General features: G+C 68.1%; 12 protein-coding genes and 1 tRNA gene. 8 read left to right on the forward strand and 5 right to left on the reverse strand.

Annotated features, from left to right (window positions below; genetic code table 11):
- Nucleotide 1: 1 nt before the first annotated feature.
- Nucleotides 2-1,084, reverse strand: coding sequence for a peptide chain release factor 1 (gene prfA, locus ACS0OT_RS03530; RefSeq protein WP_014036080.1), 1,083 nt, complete (start codon nucleotides 1,082-1,084; stop codon nucleotides 2-4).
- On the reverse strand, nucleotides 1,062-2,345 hold the full coding sequence (gene hemA / locus ACS0OT_RS03535; protein ID WP_262090078.1) for a glutamyl-tRNA reductase: 1,284 nt from the start codon (nucleotides 2,343-2,345) through the stop codon (nucleotides 1,062-1,064). Before hemA ends, prfA begins: the two co-directional genes overlap by 23 nt.
- Before the next feature lie 63 nt (nucleotides 2,346-2,408).
- Here hemA and ACS0OT_RS03540 point away from each other — a divergent pair, with 63 nt between their 5' ends.
- From ACS0OT_RS03540 to ychF, 8 genes are all read left to right on the forward strand, one after another.
- Nucleotides 2,409-4,094 (forward strand): tetratricopeptide repeat protein, encoded by a 1,686-nt coding sequence (locus ACS0OT_RS03540; protein ID WP_262090079.1) that lies wholly within the window; start codon nucleotides 2,409-2,411, stop codon nucleotides 4,092-4,094.
- On the forward strand, nucleotides 4,091-4,750 hold the full coding sequence (gene lolB, locus ACS0OT_RS03545; protein WP_442256039.1) for a lipoprotein insertase outer membrane protein LolB: 660 nt from the start codon (nucleotides 4,091-4,093) through the stop codon (nucleotides 4,748-4,750). Before ACS0OT_RS03540 ends, lolB begins: the two co-directional genes overlap by 4 nt.
- Entirely contained in the window at nucleotides 4,747-5,616 is an 870-nt protein-coding gene (gene ispE, locus ACS0OT_RS03550; RefSeq protein ID WP_262090082.1) for a 4-(cytidine 5'-diphospho)-2-C-methyl-D-erythritol kinase, read from the forward strand. The genes lolB and ispE overlap by 4 nt, the downstream gene beginning before the upstream one ends.
- Nucleotides 5,617-5,627: 11 nt before the next feature.
- A tRNA-Gln gene (locus ACS0OT_RS03555) sits at nucleotides 5,628-5,704 on the forward strand.
- A 140-nt stretch (nucleotides 5,705-5,844) separates the two neighbouring features.
- On the forward strand, nucleotides 5,845-6,804 hold the full coding sequence (locus ACS0OT_RS03560; protein WP_005415400.1) for a ribose-phosphate diphosphokinase: 960 nt from the start codon (nucleotides 5,845-5,847) through the stop codon (nucleotides 6,802-6,804).
- Nucleotides 6,805-6,913: 109 nt separating this feature from the next.
- Nucleotides 6,914-7,531, forward strand: a complete 618-nt coding sequence (locus tag ACS0OT_RS03565; RefSeq protein WP_005408191.1) for a 50S ribosomal protein L25/general stress protein Ctc — start codon at nucleotides 6,914-6,916, stop codon at nucleotides 7,529-7,531.
- A gap of 48 nt (nucleotides 7,532-7,579) precedes the next feature.
- Entirely contained in the window at nucleotides 7,580-8,158 is a 579-nt protein-coding gene (gene pth, locus ACS0OT_RS03570) for an aminoacyl-tRNA hydrolase (RefSeq protein ID WP_005415402.1), read from the forward strand.
- A 141-nt stretch (nucleotides 8,159-8,299) separates the two neighbouring features.
- Complete coding sequence (ychF, locus tag ACS0OT_RS03575; RefSeq protein ID WP_005415403.1) at nucleotides 8,300-9,391, forward strand: redox-regulated ATPase YchF; 1,092 nt, start codon at nucleotides 8,300-8,302, stop codon at nucleotides 9,389-9,391.
- Between the two features lie 504 nt (nucleotides 9,392-9,895).
- Here the strand turns inward: ychF and ACS0OT_RS03580 are convergent.
- From ACS0OT_RS03580 to ACS0OT_RS03590, 3 genes are all read right to left on the reverse strand, one after another.
- Nucleotides 9,896-13,144, reverse strand: coding sequence for an autotransporter family protein (locus ACS0OT_RS03580; protein ID WP_065196892.1), 3,249 nt, complete (start codon nucleotides 13,142-13,144; stop codon nucleotides 9,896-9,898).
- A 263-nt stretch (nucleotides 13,145-13,407) separates the two neighbouring features.
- A complete protein-coding gene (locus ACS0OT_RS03585) occupies nucleotides 13,408-14,049 on the reverse strand; it encodes a response regulator (protein ID WP_049416983.1) in 642 nt (213 codons plus the stop codon).
- A complete protein-coding gene (locus tag ACS0OT_RS03590) occupies nucleotides 14,046-17,273 on the reverse strand; it encodes a hybrid sensor histidine kinase/response regulator (protein WP_262220283.1) in 3,228 nt (1,075 codons plus the stop codon). Before ACS0OT_RS03590 ends, ACS0OT_RS03585 begins: the two co-directional genes overlap by 4 nt.
- Between the last annotated feature and the right edge of the window lie 15 nt (nucleotides 17,274-17,288).

Raw genomic sequence — 17,288 nt, forward strand, 5'->3', positions numbered from 1 at the left:
CTCAGCCCGCCGACAGCTGGGCCAGGGCGTCGACCTGGTGTTCGTGGCTGAGCCGCTGCAGCAGCGGGTCGAGGTCACCGGCCAGGATGTTGGGCAGGTCGTACAACGTCAGGCCTTCCACGCGGTGGTCGGTGATCCGGCCCTGCGGGAAGTTGTAGGTGCGGATGCGCTGGCTGCGATCGCCGCTACCGACCTGCAGGCGCCGCGACTCGGCCTGTGCCGCGTCCTGGCGCTGGCGCTCGGCATCGAGCAGCTGCGCCTTCAGGCGCTTCATCGCCTTGTCGCGGTTGGCGTGCTGGCTGCGCTCGGTCTGGCACTCCACCACCACGCCGGTCGGCACGTGGGTGATGCGGATCGCGGACTCGGTCTTGTTGACGTGCTGGCCACCGGCACCGGACGAGCGGAACGTATCCACCTTCAGGTCGGCCGGGTTGATGACGATGTCATCGACTTCGTCGGCCTCGGGAATGATCGCCACGGTCGCGGCCGAGGTATGGATACGGCCCTGCGATTCGGTGGCCGGCACGCGCTGCACGCGATGCGTGCCCGATTCGAACTTCAGGCGCGAGAACGCACCACGGCCGACCACACGCGCCACCACTTCCTTGTAGCCGCCATGCTCGCCGGGGTTGTCCGATTCGATCTCGACCTTCCAGCCCTGGCGCTCGGCATAGCGGGCGTACATGCGGAACAGGTCGCCGGCGAAGATCGCGGCTTCGTCGCCGCCGGTGCCGGCGCGCACTTCCAGGAACAGGTTGCCTTCGTCGCGCGGGTCACGCGGCACCAGCAGCAGCGCAAGCTCCTGCTCCAGTTCCTGCAGGCGCGCCTGCGCGGCGGCGATTTCCTCGTCGGCCAGCTCGCGCAGGTCGGGGTCGGCGCGCATGCCTTCGGCGGCGGCCAGGTCGGCCTTGGCACGGGCTTCATCGGCCAGTGCAGTGGCGACCGGTTCAAGTTGGGCGAATTCGCGCGAAAGGTCGCGGAAACGGGTGTTGTCGGCGACCACGTCGGGTTCGGCGAGCAGGCGTTCCAGTTCTTCGCGGCGCTCGGCCAGCGCTTCCAGCTTACGGCGCAGGGTCGGCGTCATCGGGTCTCACGGGTGGGTGGTGGTAGCCCGGCGTGGCCGGGAACAGGCGCTCGGCGGCGCGGGTCAGGTCGGCATCGCCACTCAGCGCGGCGGCGCGCAGTGCGGCGGTCGGCGGATGCAGCAGGCGGTTGGTCAGGCCGTGGGCCAGCAGTTCCAGCACTTCGTCGGCGGGCTTGCCGTTGGCCAGCTGCTGGCGTGCGCGCTCCAGCAACTCGGCGCGGGTGGCCTCGCCGAACGCACGCAGCTGCCGCAAAGGCGCCTGATGGGCACTGGCCTGCTGGGTCTCGACGTAACGCGATACCTGCAGGTCGATGATCGCCTCGGCTTCGGCGGCGGCCTCGCGGCGGCCACGGCGGTTGTCTTCCACCGCGCGCTCCAGGTCATCGACGGTGTAGAGGAAGGCATCGTTGAGCGTGCCGACCTCGGCTTCGATGTCGCGCGGAACGGCCAGGTCGAACAGCAGCATCGGCTTGTGCCGGCGTGCACGCAGGGCCTTGGTCACCATCTCGCGATGGATCACCGGCTCGCGCGCGGCGGTGGCCGAGAACACCACGTCGGCCTCGCCCAGGTGACGGTCCAGTTCGGTCAGCGGCAGGGCCACGCCGCCATGGCGGCTGGCCAGTTCCTGCGCGTGGGCCAGGGTGCGGTTGGCGATCAGCAGCCGCCGCACCTTGCCTTCGCTCAGGTGCCGTGCAGCCAGCTCGATGGTCTCGCCGGCACCAACCAGCAGCACAGTGGAGTCGTCCAGCCGGGCGAACGCGTTCTGCGCCAGGCGCACCGCCGCCGACGCCACCGATACCGGGTTGGCACCGACCTGGGTATCGGTGCGCGCCCGCTTGGCCACCGAGAAGGTCTGCTGGAACAGGCGGTCCAGGCGCTGGCCGAGCAGGCCATGGTCGCGCGCGGTCGACCAGGCGTCCTTCACCTGGCCGAGGATCTGCGGTTCGCCCAGCACCATCGAGTCCAGCCCGGTGGCGACCCGGAACAGGTGGCGCACAGCCTCGGCATCGGCATGCTGGTACAGATAACCCTGCAGGTCACCGGCCTGGCTGCGCAGCCACTGGTCCAGCGCCTGTGCCGACTCGGCCACGGCGTACAGCTCGGTGCGGTTGCAGGTGGACAGCAGGACCGCCTCGGCGATCTGCGGGGTATCGCGCAGCGAGCCCAGCGCACGCGGCAACGCCTCACCGGCGAAGGCCGCGCGCTCGCGCAGCTCCACCGGTGCGGTCTGGTGATTCAGTCCGAGCACCCACAGGGTCATTGTTCAGTTGCTTGCGATAAGCTGCTGGCCATTGGACGACATTTTAAGGCCCCGATGCCGACGATGCCCGCATTGATTCGCATCCCCAGTGTTCTGCTGCTGTCCCTGGCCTGCGCGCAGGCCCTGGCGGCGGTGCCGCCCAAGGCCCCCGTGCGGGCCGCGGCCACCGGGGAACTGGCGCTGGAGCCGGTGATGGCCGGTGAGTTCGCCCTGCAGGCCGGCAAGCTGGCCGAGGCCGCGCGCTGGTACCTGCAGGCCGCGCAGCAGACTGACGGCGATGCTGGCCTGGCCGAGCGCGCGACCCGTATCTCCATGCTTGCCAACGATGACGCCAGCGCCGCCAAGGGCCTGGCCCTGTGGCAGCAGCGCGCCCCGCGTTCGTTGACCATGCGCAGCGCCGCCGGTGCGCTGGCCATGCGCCAGGGTGATGTGAAGGCCGCCCGCACTGAATTGCAGGCGCTGCTGGCCGACCCCGACGAGCGCGGCTGGAAGTTCGCCCTGGCCGCGCTGATCGGCGGTGGCCGCGACCCGGCGGTGCCGGCGCAGGTGCTCGGCGAGCTGGTCGATGCCAATGCGATTCCGCCGAAGATCGAGGCCTGGCAGGAGTTCGGCCGCCTCGCCCTGCGCATGGACAAGCCCGACCTGGCGCGTCGCATGATCGATGAAGTGGTCAGGCGCTTCCCCGAAGAACCGCGCGTAGCGTTGCTGCGTGCCAGCCAGCTGCAGCAGGCCGGCGAGACCGACAAGGCCTTGTCGCTGCTGCACGACGTCGAGCCGAAGACCCGGCAGGACCCCGAGCTGCGCAATGCGGTGGCCATCGCCTACGACAGCCTGGGGCAACCGGCTGCGGCCGAGCGCGTACTGGCATTCGGCCCGCAGGATGTGCAGACCTGGGGCATGCGCGCTTCACTGTTGGCCAAGCAGGGCGACAAGGCGGCGCTGTCCAACCTCTACAACGAACTGTCGCGGCAGGCGGCCAAGCCGGACCCCGCGCAGCGCCTGTTGCTGGGCAAGATCGCCGAATACCTGAAGCGCTATCCCGAGGCGGTGCAGTGGTACCACAGTGTGCCCGGCGGTGATGAGCTGAGCGAGGCGCGCCTGCGTGCGGCCAACGCCCAGGCGCTGGCCGGACGGCTGCCGCAGGCACTGGATGAAGTGCACGCGATCCAGTCCGACGCGGTGGTCGACGATGATGTGCGCCGTGACGCGTATCTGCTGGAGGCCGAGCTGCGCCAGCGCGGCGATGACAGTGCTGGCGAACTGGATGCGCTGGCCCGCGGCCTGGCCGCCTACCCGGATGACAATGGCCTGCTGTACGCCCGCGCGCTCACCTGGGAGCGTCGGGACGATATTCCGCGCGCCGAAGCCGACCTGCGCAAGATCCTGGTGACCGATCCGGAAAACGTGCCGGCGCTGAACGCGCTGGGCTATACCCTGGCTGACCGCACCGGGCGCCTGCAGGAGGCGCTGGAGCTGATCGACCGCGCCCGCGTCGCCGAGCCGGACAACGCCGCCATCGTCGACAGCTATGGCTGGGTGCTGTATCGCCTGGGCCGCAAGGAAGAAGCGCTGGTGCAGCTGCGCCGGGCCTGGACCCTGGCCAAGGACCCGGAGATCGCCGCCCATGTCGGCGAGGTGCTGTGGGTGCTGGGCAAGCATGACGAGGCCCGCCACTTCTTCGACGAAGCGGCCAAGCTCGACCCTGAAAACCGCGCGCTGCTGCGCGCCCGCGAGAAATTCAATCCATGAGTGTTTCCCTGATCCGGCCGCTGCTGTTGGCGGCTGCGACCCTGGCGGTGACCGCCTGTACCAGCGTGGGCACGCAGAAGACCCCGCCACCGGCGGTGGTCGAGACGGTCTCGGCCGAAGCGGCGCGGACCGAAGCGGCGCGCGTGGCCGCCCTGCATGCACAGCCGGACTGGGCCTTCCAGGGCCGGGTCGCGGTCAGCAAGGGCAAGGACGGCGGCAGCGGTCGCATCGACTGGAAGCAGGAAGGCCGCCGCTACGTGGTGGAGTTGAGCGCGCCGGTGACCCGGCAGAGCTGGAAGCTGACCGGCGATACCCATTCCGAAGCTGGCCGCCTGGAAGGACTGACGGGCGGCCCGCGCGACGGCGAGGACGCCCAGCAGCTGTTGCTGGAGGCGACCGGCTGGGACATTCCGGTCAACCAGTTGCCGGAGTGGATCCGCGGGCTGGTCGCCGGCGACGCCGCCGGCCCCGAGACGGTCGAACGCGACGGTGAAGGCCGGCCGCGCCGCATGCAGCAGATGGGCTGGCAGGTACAGTACCTGGACTGGTACCCGGCCGACGCCGGACGACCGGCGCTGCCGCGCCGGATCGAGGCCAGCAATGGTGACGCCAAGGTGCGCCTGCTGGTGGACCAGTGGGGGCAGGGCACGCCATGAGTGGGGCAGTCGACGACGCGGGCTGGTCCTGGTGGCCGGCCCCGGCCAAGCTGAACCTGTTCCTGCACATCACCGGCCGCCGGGCCGACGGCTACCACGAACTTCAGACCGTGTTCCGCCTGCTGGACTGGGGCGATCGCATCGGCCTGCGCCTGCGTGAAGACGGCCAGGTGCGCCGGCAGGGCGAGGGCCTAGCCGGCGTGGCCGAGGCCGATGATCTGGCGGTGCGCGCCGCGCGTCTGCTCCAGGAAGCGGCGAAGGTCGCGCAAGGTGCGGACATCATCGTTGAAAAGCATGTTTCAGCCGGCGGCGGCTTCGGTGGCGGCTCGTCCGATGCGGCCACCGTACTGGTGGTGCTGAACCGGCTCTGGCGTGCCGGGCTGGACGAAGAGGCGCTGGCCGCGCTGGGCCTGCGCCTGGGCGCCGACGTGCCGGTGTTCGTGCGCGGCCGCAACGCCTGGGCCGAAGGGGTGGGCGAGCGCCTGCAGCCGATCACGCTGGCGCCAGCCTGGTATGTGGTGGTTGAACCGGGCGTTCATGTTCCCACGCCGGCCCTGTTTGCAGCCCCGGATTTGACGCGCGACAGCCCAGTGGCGAAAATAGAGGACTTCGCTTCCGGGACCCTGGTCGGGAACGCGTTCGAACCGGTGCTGCGCCGCCGTGAGCCTGCCGTCGAGGCAGCGCTTGCCGCGTTGAGCGACATCGGCACGGCGCGGCTGACCGGTTCGGGAAGTGGTTGTTTCGTCGAATTCGCGTCGCAGTCTGCTGCAGAGCAGGGACGGTCGAAATTGCCGAAGGAGTTGCGGGCAAGGGTGGCTGCGGGCGTTGCGCGTTCGCCACTGCTGGATGCACTCGAGCAACACTGATTTATCAATGCAGGGGCGTCGCCAAGAGGCCCAAGGCACCAGGTTTTGATCCTGGCATTCGTAGGTTCGAATCCTACCGCCCCTGCCAATAGCGGCTGTGTCCGCGCCTTCCAGCGCATCGCCCGCGCGGGACGTGGAAACAACCGCGGTGTTGTCAGCAGCAGGGGTCCATCCGGGTCCTTGCCGCCCCCGGATCCCCGTCACTCGTCCCCGCCCGAGACAATCATGATGCAAGAGTCCCCGAACCTGCTGGTCTTTTCCGGCAACGCCAACAAACGTCTGGCGCAGAACATCTGCAAGGAACTGGGGGTTCGCCCGGGCAAGGCGCTGGTCTCGCACTTCTCCGATGGCGAAGTGCAGGTGGAGATCGAAGAGAACGTCCGCAAGCAGGACGTGTTCGTGATCCAGCCGACCTGCGCGCCGAGCGCGGAAAACCTGATGGAACTGCTGGTGCTGATCGACGCGCTCAAGCGCGCATCGGTGGCCAGCGTGACCGCGGTGGTGCCGTACTTCGGCTACTCGCGCCAGGATCGCCGCATGCGCTCCTCGCGCGTGCCGATCACCGCCAAGCTGGCGGCGAAGATGTTCAGCACCGCGGGCGCTGATCGCGTGCTGACCGTCGACCTGCACGCCGACCAGATCCAGGGCTTCTTCGATATTCCGGTGGACAACGTGTATGCGTCCCCGCTGCTGCTGGCCGACATCTGGCGCGCCTACGGCACCGAGAACCTGATCGTCGTCTCGCCGGACGTGGGCGGCGTGGTCCGCGCGCGTGCGGTGGCCAAGCGCCTGGATGACGCCGACCTGGCCATCATCGACAAGCGCCGTCCGCGCGCCAACGTCTCCACCGTGATGAACATCATTGGTGACGTCGAAGGCAAGACCTGCGTGATGGTCGATGACATCGTCGATACCGCCGGCACCCTGTGCGCCGCTGCCGCTGCCCTGAAGGCGCGCGGTGCGCTCAAGGTCGCCGCCTACTGCACCCACGCGGTGCTGTCGGGCCCGGCGGTGGACAACATCACCAATTCCCAGCTCGACGAGCTGGTGGTGACCGACACCATCCCGCTGAAGGACGCGGCGCGGGTGTGCAGCAAGATCCGCCAGCTGAGCGTGGCGGAAATGCTGGCCGAAACGATGCGCCGCATCGCCTTCGGCGAGTCGGTCAGCTCGCTGTACGTCGACTGAGTTTTTCGCCCCTGCCGGCAACGGCGGGGGCATACCCGGATGCTTCTGGTCGCGGAAGCATCTTCAACCGCCACGCCGCAGGGCGCGGCAACAACCTGAGTAGTCGAAAATGTCCAAGACCCATGAAATCAAGGTCACCAAGCGTGAACTGCAGCGTAAGGGTGCGAGCCGCCGCCTGCGTCACGCCGGTGTGATCCCGGCCATCGTGTACGGCGGCAACGCCGAGCCGGTCGCCATCAGCCTGGACCACAACGAAATCTGGCTGGCCCAGCAGAACGAGTGGTTCTATGCCTCGATCCTGGACCTGAACCTGGATGGCCAGGTGCAGAAGGTCCTGCTGCGTGACATGCAGCGCCACCCGTACAAGCAGCTGATCATGCACCTGGACTTCCAGCGCGTGAACGAGAACGAAGCCCTGACCGCTTCGGTCCCGCTGCACTTCGTCAACGAAGACACCTCGCCGGCCGGCAAGGCTGCCGACGTCGTGGTCACCCACGAACTGAAGGAAGTGACCATCACCTGCCTGCCGAAGGACCTGCCGGAGTCGATCGAAGTCGACCTGGGCGAGCTGAAGGCCGGTGACGTGGTGTACCTGTCCGACATCAAGCTGCCGAAGGGCGTGGAAATCCCGGCCCTGGCGCTGGGCAAGGACCACGACGACGCCATCGTCACCGCCAAGGCCGGCAAGGCCGACGAGGCTGACGAAGAAGCGGCTGCCGCCGAGTAATACCGTTACGGTGTCTGCCTCCGGGCAGGCACCGTACTGGAAGGAACGATGGCAGGACTGCGACTGATCGTCGGTCTGGGCAACCCCGGATCGGAACACGCCCGGACCCGGCACAATGCCGGGTTTCATTTCGTTGAGGCCCTGGCGGAAAAAGCCGGTGCGCGATGGAATGTGGACAGCAAGCTGTTCGGTGAGACCGCCAAGGTCGAGATCGCCGGGCAGACGGTGTGGCTGCTCAAGCCCGCCACCTTCATGAACCTCAGCGGCAAGTCGGTCACCGCCGCGCAGCGGTTCTGGAAGATCGAGCCGGAGGAAACCCTGCTGGCCCACGACGAACTGGACCTGCCGCCCGGCGCGGCACGGCTGAAGTTCGACGGTGGCCACGGCGGCCAGAACGGCCTGCGCGACACCATCCGCCTGCTCGGCCACGGCAAGTTCCATCGCCTGCGCGTGGGCATCGGCCATCCCGGCCACAAGGACCGCGTGGTGGGTTGGGTGCTGGGGCGCCCGTCGAAGGACGACGAGGTGCTGATCGCGCGCGCCATCGATGATGCGATCGACGTGATGCCGCTGGCGGTGCAGGGCGATTTCAACGAAGCGATGAAGCGGCTGCACACCCCGAAATAGCCGGTAGGTACCGACCGTTGGTCGGTACGGAACCAACCAATCCGGTAGGTACCGACCGTTGGTCGGTACGGAGAATGATTGGAAAAGCAGCGCCCAGGTCGCTGTTTCCCCAATCACTTTCACCCCAGAGAGCTGTCACCCATGGGTATCAAATGCGGCATCGTCGGCCTGCCCAACGTCGGCAAGTCGACCCTGTTCAATGCGCTGACCAAGGCGGGTATCGCCGCGGCGAACTTCCCGTTCTGCACCATCGAGCCGAACGTCGGCATCGTGCCGGTACCGGATCCGCGCCTGAACGAGCTGGCGGGCATCATCAACCCGCAGAAGGTCATCCCGACCGCAGTCGAGTTCGTCGACATCGCCGGCCTGGTAGCCGGCGCCGCCAGCGGTGAAGGCCTGGGCAACAAGTTCCTGGCACACATCCGCGAAGTCGATGCGATCACTCACGTGGTGCGCTGCTTCGAGCACGGCGACATCGTGCACGTGGCCGGCAAGGTCGATCCGATCTCGGACATCGAAACCATCGATACCGAACTGGCGCTGGCCGACCTGGACAGCGTCGAGAAGGCACTGAACCGTGCCGAGCGTGCGGCCAAGGGCGGCGACAAGGATGCAGCGGCGCGCAAGCCGGTACTGGCCAAGCTGCAGGCGGCGCTGTCGGAGGGCAAGGCCGGCCGCTCGGCCGGCCTGGACGAGGAAGAGAAGGCGCTGGTGCGCGACCTGTTCCTGCTGACCCTGAAGCCGGTGATGTACATCGCCAACGTGCTGGAAGACGGTTTCGAGAACAACCCGCACCTGGAAGCCGTGCGCGCGCATGCCGCCGCAGAAGGCGCGCAGGTGGTACCGGTGTCGGCCGCGATCGAAGAAGAGCTGTCCCAGCTCGACGACGAGGACCGCGATACCTTCCTGGCCGACCTGGGCCTGAGCGAGCCGGGCTTGAACCGCGTGATCAACGCGGCCTACAGCCTGCTCGGCCTGCAGACCTACTTCACCGCTGGCGTGAAGGAAGTCCGTGCGTGGACCGTGCGCAAGGGCGCCACTGCCCCGCAGGCCGCCGCGGTCATCCACACCGACTTCGAGAAGGGCTTCATCCGCGCCGAAACCATCGCGTATGACGACTTCATCAAGTACAAGGGCGAAGCCGGCGCCAAGGAAGCAGGTCGCCTGCGCCTGGAAGGCAAGGAATACCGCGTGCAGGAAGGCGATATCCTGCACTTCCGCTTCAACGTCTGATCCGGCGGCAACGGATCGACCCCGGACGCCCCGCCCTGTGCGGGGCGTTCGCGTTTCCGGCGATGGACAAAAAATCACCACACTGCGAAACGCTTGTGGCGTGACGTTCGCCGGCACTTGTCCACAGCAAACTCCCATCGCTTTCCACGCCACATGTGGAAAACCGCACAGCTCCCCTGTAGAGCCGAGCCTACGCTCGGCTCAGGGGGGTATCAGCAGAGCGTGGGCTCGGCTCTGCCAGGTTGCCTGTGCAATATGGACAAATTTTCACCACGCTTCGAAACGCCTGCGGTGCAATGCTCGCACCCACTTGTCCACACCAAATCCCAACCACTCTCCACGGCGGATGTGGAAAACCGCGCATGGGCGTGGACAAAAAAACGCCACACCCTGAAACGCTTGGTGCGTGGAGCTCACCGCCACTTGTCCACACCAAACTCCCACCGCTTTCCACGCGGCATGTGGAAAAAGCGCCCGGCACTCCCTTGCCGGGCACTTCCCGCATCACCAGGTGTACGACACGCCCAGCTGGGCACCGACGTCGCGGAAGCCCATGCCGCCGCTCTGCCGGCTCAGTTCGCCCCAGCCGCGCCAGCCGCCGGACAGATCCACCTGTACACCGGCCTTGGCCTCGTAGATGTCGCGCGGCAACTGCCGCTGCAGCCGTTCACCGTCCATCGCCAGGCCCGCGCCATTGCCGCCGGACCACCAGTTCACTGCCACGTACGGATGCACCTGGCCCTGCGCCGCGCTCAACCCACGGCTGTACAGGCGCAGGCCGAGGCGGGTGCTGGTCTCGTCACCACTGCGGTCTTCGACCACCGTGCCGTTGGCCTCGACCACGCGGTCGCTGTCATAGCGGCTGTGCACTACCTGCAGTTGCGGTTGCAGGTAGATGCCGCGCTGCGCGGTGCGCCGCAGGGGCAGCACATAGCCAGCTTCGGCAGATGCACTCCAGTTGCGGGCGTCATAACGTTCCTTCTGCAGTCCATCGCCCTGCACGCTGTTGCGGAAGCGGCCGTACTGCAGCCAACCATCCACATAGGCGCCGCCTTGCATGCGTGCATCCTGCAGCCAGGTGGCATAGGCACCCACACTGGTGCCGGTGACCACGCCACGCGCGGTGTAGCCGGTCACCTGCGAGCGGCTGTCATTGCGCGCGCGGCCGTGGCCGAGCATCGCACCTGCCTGCAGTTCGCCCGCGCCGCCCACCTCGAAGCGACGGCCGACGCCGACCAGCACGCTGCTGATCTGCCCATCGACCTGGACCTGGCGGTTGCGGTCGTGGCTGTCGGGCTGCGCGCTGCGAAGGTGCATCCAGGCCACGGCATCGCTGCTGGCGCCGGCCTCGGCGGCGGGATCACCGGCGCGGTCGTGCAGGCTGTGCCGGAACATGCCCAGCGCGGCGTTGCGGTTGGCCAGGTAAGCCGCCGGTTCCGGGCGTTCCACCTGCGGGCGCGGCGGGTCGATCGGCGGTTCCGGCGGCAACGGCGGGTCGACCGGCGGTTCCGGCGGTGACGGCGGGTCGACCGGCGGCTCCGGCGGCTGCGGCGGATCAATCGGCGGTTCCGGCGGCTCCGGCGGATCGACGGGTGGCACGTATTCCGAACGCAGGTACCAGTTGCCATCATCCGGGGTCGACACGCCGCCCTTGAACAGGAAGTAGTCGTAGGCACCGGCGACCGCGCGTCCCTGCAGGCTGAACTGTGCATCGGACTGGCCGCCAACGGTGATCAGGCGGATACCCTCCTGCGTCAGTGCACCGGCACCGCCGGCATTGCGCACGCTCACGCTGGCAGTGCCGCTGCTGTTGCCATTGATGACCAGCTGGTCGCCCAGCGAAGTGTCGTCACCCAGTGCACGGTTGAAGATCCACTGGCCCCCGTTGCCCACATAGTCGCCGCTGACAGTGACGGTCTTGAAGCCGCTTGCCCCCGGGGTATCGAAGGCGATGGTGCCGGCGTGTTCGAGCGCGCCGACGCTGGAACTGGCACGCACGTTCCACTGGCTGCTGCCATCCAGCGCAAGGTGTGCGACCTGGTAGCCGGAGTCGTTGCGCAGAGCACCGCTGAACGTGGTGCCGTTGCCCAGCACCATGCGTACGTCAGCCGTTGCGCTGTCGACCACCACGTCACCGCGCAGCGTGCTGGCGTCGGCGCTGAAGTCGATGCGGCTGGTCGCCACGCTGCTGCCATCGGTGAACACCGTGTCGCTGACGCGCAGCAGGCGCCCGCTGCCGTCGCCTGCGGTCACATCGCTGCCATTGACGGTCAACGCATGGTTGCTGCCCTGCAGCCAGAACGCGGCGCCGCTGGCGGTCTCGATGTGGCTGTCATTGAAGGTGGCGCGGTTCCAGTACGGGCCGAACGCGGTCAGGTAGGAGCGGTAGCCACCGCTGTTGCTGCCGGTCATGCGGATGTCCAGGCGATCGGCCTGGGTCAGCCGCGCGGTGTTCATGTGCACGATGCCGAACACGTTCTCGCCGTCGCCGCGGATCGCAACGGTGTCGAGCAGCGCGGTGGCGGTGGAGCCACCGATGAACACGCCGCCACCCCCGTTGCCGCGCACGTCGATCACGCTTCCGGTGGCTTCAATGCGGCTGGCGGTGCTGCCGGTGGAACCGGTCACGCGTACGCCATAGGTCGCATCGCCGTGCGTGGTGATCCGGCCGCCCTGCACGGTGGCGACACCGCCAGCGATCTCGACACCGTAGCCGTAGGTGTCGGTCCAGGTGTCGATGGTGCTGTCGGTCAGCTGCAGGCGCGACTCATCGCTGGCCAGCCAGAATCCGGAGTAGCCATCACGCACATCGAACGCGGCGTCGCGGGCGGTCAGCTGCCCCCAGCTGTTGATGTTCACGCCATAGCCGCCGACGGTGTAGAAGCTGCCGCCGTTGATCACTGCGCTGGAATAGGTCTTGCTGATGCGGCTGCCGAGCAGGCGCATGCTGCCACCCACCGAGTGCGCTTCCACGTTCTCCAGCAGCACGCTGCCACCACTGTCGATATCGAACCAGCCGCCTTCCATGTAGGTGTCATACAGCTCGGCGCGGCTGCCCGCGCCATCGACGGCAACGCCGGCGAGGATGCCACCGGGAGCGAGGGTGATGCGGCTGTTGCGGATCGTCAGCAGGCCCGCGCTGTCGGCGCGCAGGCGGGCACCACCGTCGGCGCTCATCTGCAGATCGGCCAGGTGCAGTTCACTGCCCTTGCCGGACGCACCGGCCAGCGCCGCACCGGTACCTGTCACTGAAAGACGGCCCCCGGTGTAACGGATCACGCCACCGTTGTAGGCCTGCACGCTGCCGAATCCGCTGCCGTTGCGCGTGGCATCGATATCGACATCGCGCGCATCGATCACGCTGCCGGCACCATTGGCATACAGTGCGTAGAAGCCCACGCCGGTAGCGGGTGCGATCGACAGGGTGGCACCGCGCAGCTGCACCTGGCCGCCACTGGCAGCAGACACGGCGCTGCCATTACCGGTAACGTTGATGCGGCTGCCATCGATCAGTGCGCTGCTGCCAGCGCCGGTGACGGTCAGTGCGAAGCTGCCCGCGCCATGGGTGAGGACATCATCGGCACCCAGCTGCAGGTTGTTGCCGTCGCTGACCTGCAGGGGCCCGGTCAGATCGGCGGCGTGGACTGGCAGTGCCGCCCACAGGGCGGTTGCCAGCAGGCTGGGAAGGAGGGGAGCAGGCGCGAGGCGCGCGCGCCCGGACGCTCGGCGGCGCCGAGTGGGGGAGGCGTACATGCTGTTGGACTTCCTGTGGCAGGGCGCAGCAGGGCTGCGCGGACTGGCGCGGCAGGGCCGCGTCGCTGCGGAAGCCACACGCGATAGCAGCTGCAGGCGCCATCGGGCTTCCGTCCCCCACGGCGACGCGGTTGCTGCCGGCAGGCGCACCATGGCGGGATGCGTCCAGCCTAGAAATCGGCACTGTCCTATGGAATCAGGCGTTTCCTAAAGCCGTCGCAGGCCCTCGTACGGGGCCCGCAGGATTCAGCCTGGAGTGGGCCTCAGGCGAACAACGAGGCCTGCAGGCAGTACTCGATCAGTGCCTGGTCACTGTCCACGCCGAGCTTGCGCATCGCACTGATCTTCTGCGTGCTGACCGTCTTGGCGCTGCGCTGCAGCTGGCGTGCGATGTCGCCCACGCTCATGCCGCCGGTAAACAGCCGGATCACTTCCAGTTCGCGCGGCGACAGGCGTGCACGGACCGCATCGGCATCGGCTGGTTCGCTCGCCGCGACCGGCAGCAGGCCCGGTGGCCGGTAGACGCGGTCGGCCAGCACCACGCGCAGGGCCTGTACCAGGCTGCCCAATCCATGGCTCTTGAGCACGACGCCGCCGGCGCCGGCGGCATACATCGCTGCAACCAACGACGGATTGGACACCATCGTCAGCACCAGCAGGCGCGTCTCCGGGAAGCTGCGGCGCAGGAACGAGATCAGCTTGATGCCGTCACCGAAGCGGTCGCCCCCCGGCATGCTGTAGTCGGTGATCACGACCTGTGGGCGGGTGCGGGTCATCAGTTCGATCAGCGTCGCCGGGTCGGCCGCCTCACCCACCACGTCCAGGTCCAGTTCCCCGGCCAATACGTCGCGGATGCCGGCAAGCACGATCGGGTGGTCGTCGGCGATGAGGATCCGTGTGGTCATGGCAGGGTCGGGTCGTCAGGTGGGGAAGGGGAGGCCGCATCAAGCAGCGGATGCAACAGCTGTTCGAGGCGTCGCTGGAAGTGGGCAAGCGACGCCGCCTGGGTGGTCAGGTCATCGCCGCTCGCAAGGCTGTGCTCGATCTGCAGGCCGCTGTCCACCAGGGCGGGTGCGCCCACGATGACCAGTGCGCCACGGATGCGATGCAGTACCTGCACCACGCGCGCGGGATCGGCGCTGGCAATCGACTGGCGCAGGCTGTCCAGGTCGGCCTGCATGGTCTGCACGAACAACGCCTGCATCCTCGCGGGAACCTGCAGCGTGAGATCATCATCGCCCGTATCGGTGGATTCCGGTGCTTGCGATGGCGCGGGAACCGTTGCGTCGCCCCGGGTTATCCCGATCAGCAGGCGTTGCAGCGCTTCCAGCGTGATCGGCTTGACCAGCACGCCCTGCATGCCCGATTCCTGGCAGCGCTGGCGTTCGGCCGGGTCGGCATTGGCGGTGGCGCCGTGGATCGGCACGCTGACACCGCGCGCCCGCAAGGCGCGCGCCAGGCCATAGCCATCCAGCCCGGGCATGTTCAGGTCGGTCAGCACCAGCGCGAACTCGTCCTGCTGCCAGTAGCCCAACGCTTCATTGCCGTCGCTGGCGACCACGGCGCGGCAGCCGAGCTGTTCCAGCTGGTCGCGCAGGATCGCCTGGTTGATCGGGTTGTCCTCGGCCACCAGCACCTGCAGGCCGAAACGGCGCGTCGCCGGCAGGCGCCCTTCGGCGCTGGCCGCCAGCGGCTGGCCACTGGCGGCAGCCAACGCGAGCACGATCGCGTCGAACCGGTGCAGGCCAACCTGCCAGGCGCCATCGATCTGCCGTGGCCGCACGCCGCCGTCGCGGCAGGCAACCGCACGCGGTCCATCCACCCACCCGGGCAACGCGTCGCCCAGGACCAGGTCGAGCAGCACGGTGGACGACGGCAAGCCCGCCGCGCTTTCATCGCGGTACACGCTGGCCAGTGCACCGCGCTGCTGCAGGCGGTCGCACAGTGATTGGACCAGCTCGCGCACACCACCCCGCACCTGTACCTGCAGGCCCGCAGGCAACTGCGGCGCAGGAGATTGCTGCGGATCGGCCGGCGCCGGGGGCAGCGGCAGTTCTACGCTGAAGCTGCTGCCCAGGCCGCTCTCGCTGACCACGCGCAGCTGGCCTTCCATCAACGCCACAAGATGCGCGCAGATGGAAAGGCCCAGGCCGGTGCCGCGCATCGCATCGGTGCCCGGGTTGGCCTGGAAGAACGGCTCGAACAGGTGTGCCTGGTGCTCGCTGGCAATGCCGATGCCGGTATCGGCGACCTGCCACTGCAGCCAGCAGCGCTGCTCTTGCCAGCGTGCCGAGACGCGCACCACCACGCGTCCGCTGTCAGTGAACTTCAGCGCGTTGCTGATCAGGTTGTTGAGTATCTGGCGGATCCGTGCCGCATCACCGCACACCACGGACGGCACGTCGGCATCGATGCAGGCGTAGAACTGCAGCCCTTTGCTGGCGGCCGCGGCAGCATACGAGTCGAGCGCATCCTCGGTCAGATGCACTGGATCGAACGGGCTGGGTTCCAGGCTCAGTTGCCCGGCCTCGGCCTTGCTGACATCGAGGATGTCGCTGATCAGTTGCATCAGCGTCGAGGACGAACGCTGGATCGTCCCCAGGTAGTCCCGCTGACGCGCATCCAGTGGCGTGAGTCCGAGCAGTTCGAGGGTGCCGAGCACGCCGTACAGCGGCGTGCGGATCTCGTGGCTCATGGTGGCCAGGAACTGGCTCTTGGCCCGGTTGGCCTGGTCGGCGGCACGGCGCGCCTGCTGCAGCACCTGCTCGGCTTCGTGCTGGCTGCTGAGATCGATGAACAGACACAGCACCGCCGGCTCGCCGCGATAGCGCGCCGGCGTCGCGGTCACCAGCAGGTGGCGGCCTTCGGGCGTGGTGTAGGCCAGCCCATCGCCGAGCGTGGTGCCTCCAGCGGACAGCACGCTGCGCCGCCAAGGGCCATGCCAGCCTCCGCTGTGGTGGTCTTCGCCCAGCCAGCGGCGGGCGAGGGTGTTGTCCAGCAGCACATTGCCATCGGTACGGTGCAGCAGGCACAGCCCGATCGGCGCGTTGTCCAGGATGGTGCGGCTGAAGGCTTCGCTTTCCAGCAGCCGCGCGTGGTTGCTGCGCAGCGGCTCGATGACCGAACGCCGATACGCGCGCAGCACCAGCGTGCCACCCAGTGCCAGCAGCAGGGCCACCACCGTCGCACCGAGCAGCGGCCCCTGCGGGTGCTGGAATACCTGCCGCCAGCTGACGTGGTAGACCGCCAGCCAGCCGCGCTCGCTGCGCATGCGGAACTGCAGGCCTCCCAGGCCTGCCTGCCAGGAGGTGCCAGCGTTGCTGGCATCTGCAGCATCGCCCAGCAGGCGCTGGCCATCGGCATCGAACAGCGACAGCCGTTGGAACACCGGAACACCCAGCACCTGCCGGTAGTCATCGACGCGTGCCGGATCGAGCAGGCACGCCAGCGCGGCCTGCGAATCCTTGCCGTCCTCCCCCCACAGGCGCGCATCCTGCGGAGCGTGGGCGATGGCGAGCAGCCAGGTCTGCCGGTCGCGCCACGGCACGCTTACCCAGGCGATGCCGCCGCGCTGCAGCGTGGGCCGCGTACCCAGTGCGCGGTGGATGTCGGCGATCGCCGGTCGCAGGTGATGCGGGCTGTTCTGGCTTGCATCGGTACCGACGGTCTGTACCGGTGCCAGCAGCCCGCGTGTGCCCTGGCCATCGACCAGCAGGCATTGCGGTGGTGGGTAGCGCGAAGCGGACCAGAACGTGCCGTAGAAGCGCAGGAACCGGTCGCCCAGCTCGGTCGGTGGCGAACGACCGGCCCCCTCGCTCCCGATCACCGCGAAGTTGGCATACAACGGACCGCGTTGCAGTTCCACGCTGGCATCGGCAACCGGCTGGCCTCGTACGCCGACATCATGCAGCCGCCACTGGCGCAGGAAGCGCTCCTGCTCGCGCAACGTGCCGTCCAGGCGGCGGAAGTGGTACTCGATCTTGCTGCGCTCTTCGTTCAACAGTTGCGAGCCGGCCGACAGCAGCAGTCCGGCCTGCAGGGTCGCCAGCACCACCACGCCGATCAACAGGGCATGGACGCGGAGCGAGCGGCGAGCGAGTCGGCGTACAGGAGCGGCCTCGGCCGGCATGGCAGGTCTCAGGGC

Source organism: Stenotrophomonas maltophilia group sp. RY12688, assembly GCF_052149045.1.
Classification (GTDB): Bacteria; Pseudomonadota; Gammaproteobacteria; order Xanthomonadales; family Xanthomonadaceae; genus Stenotrophomonas; species Stenotrophomonas sepilia.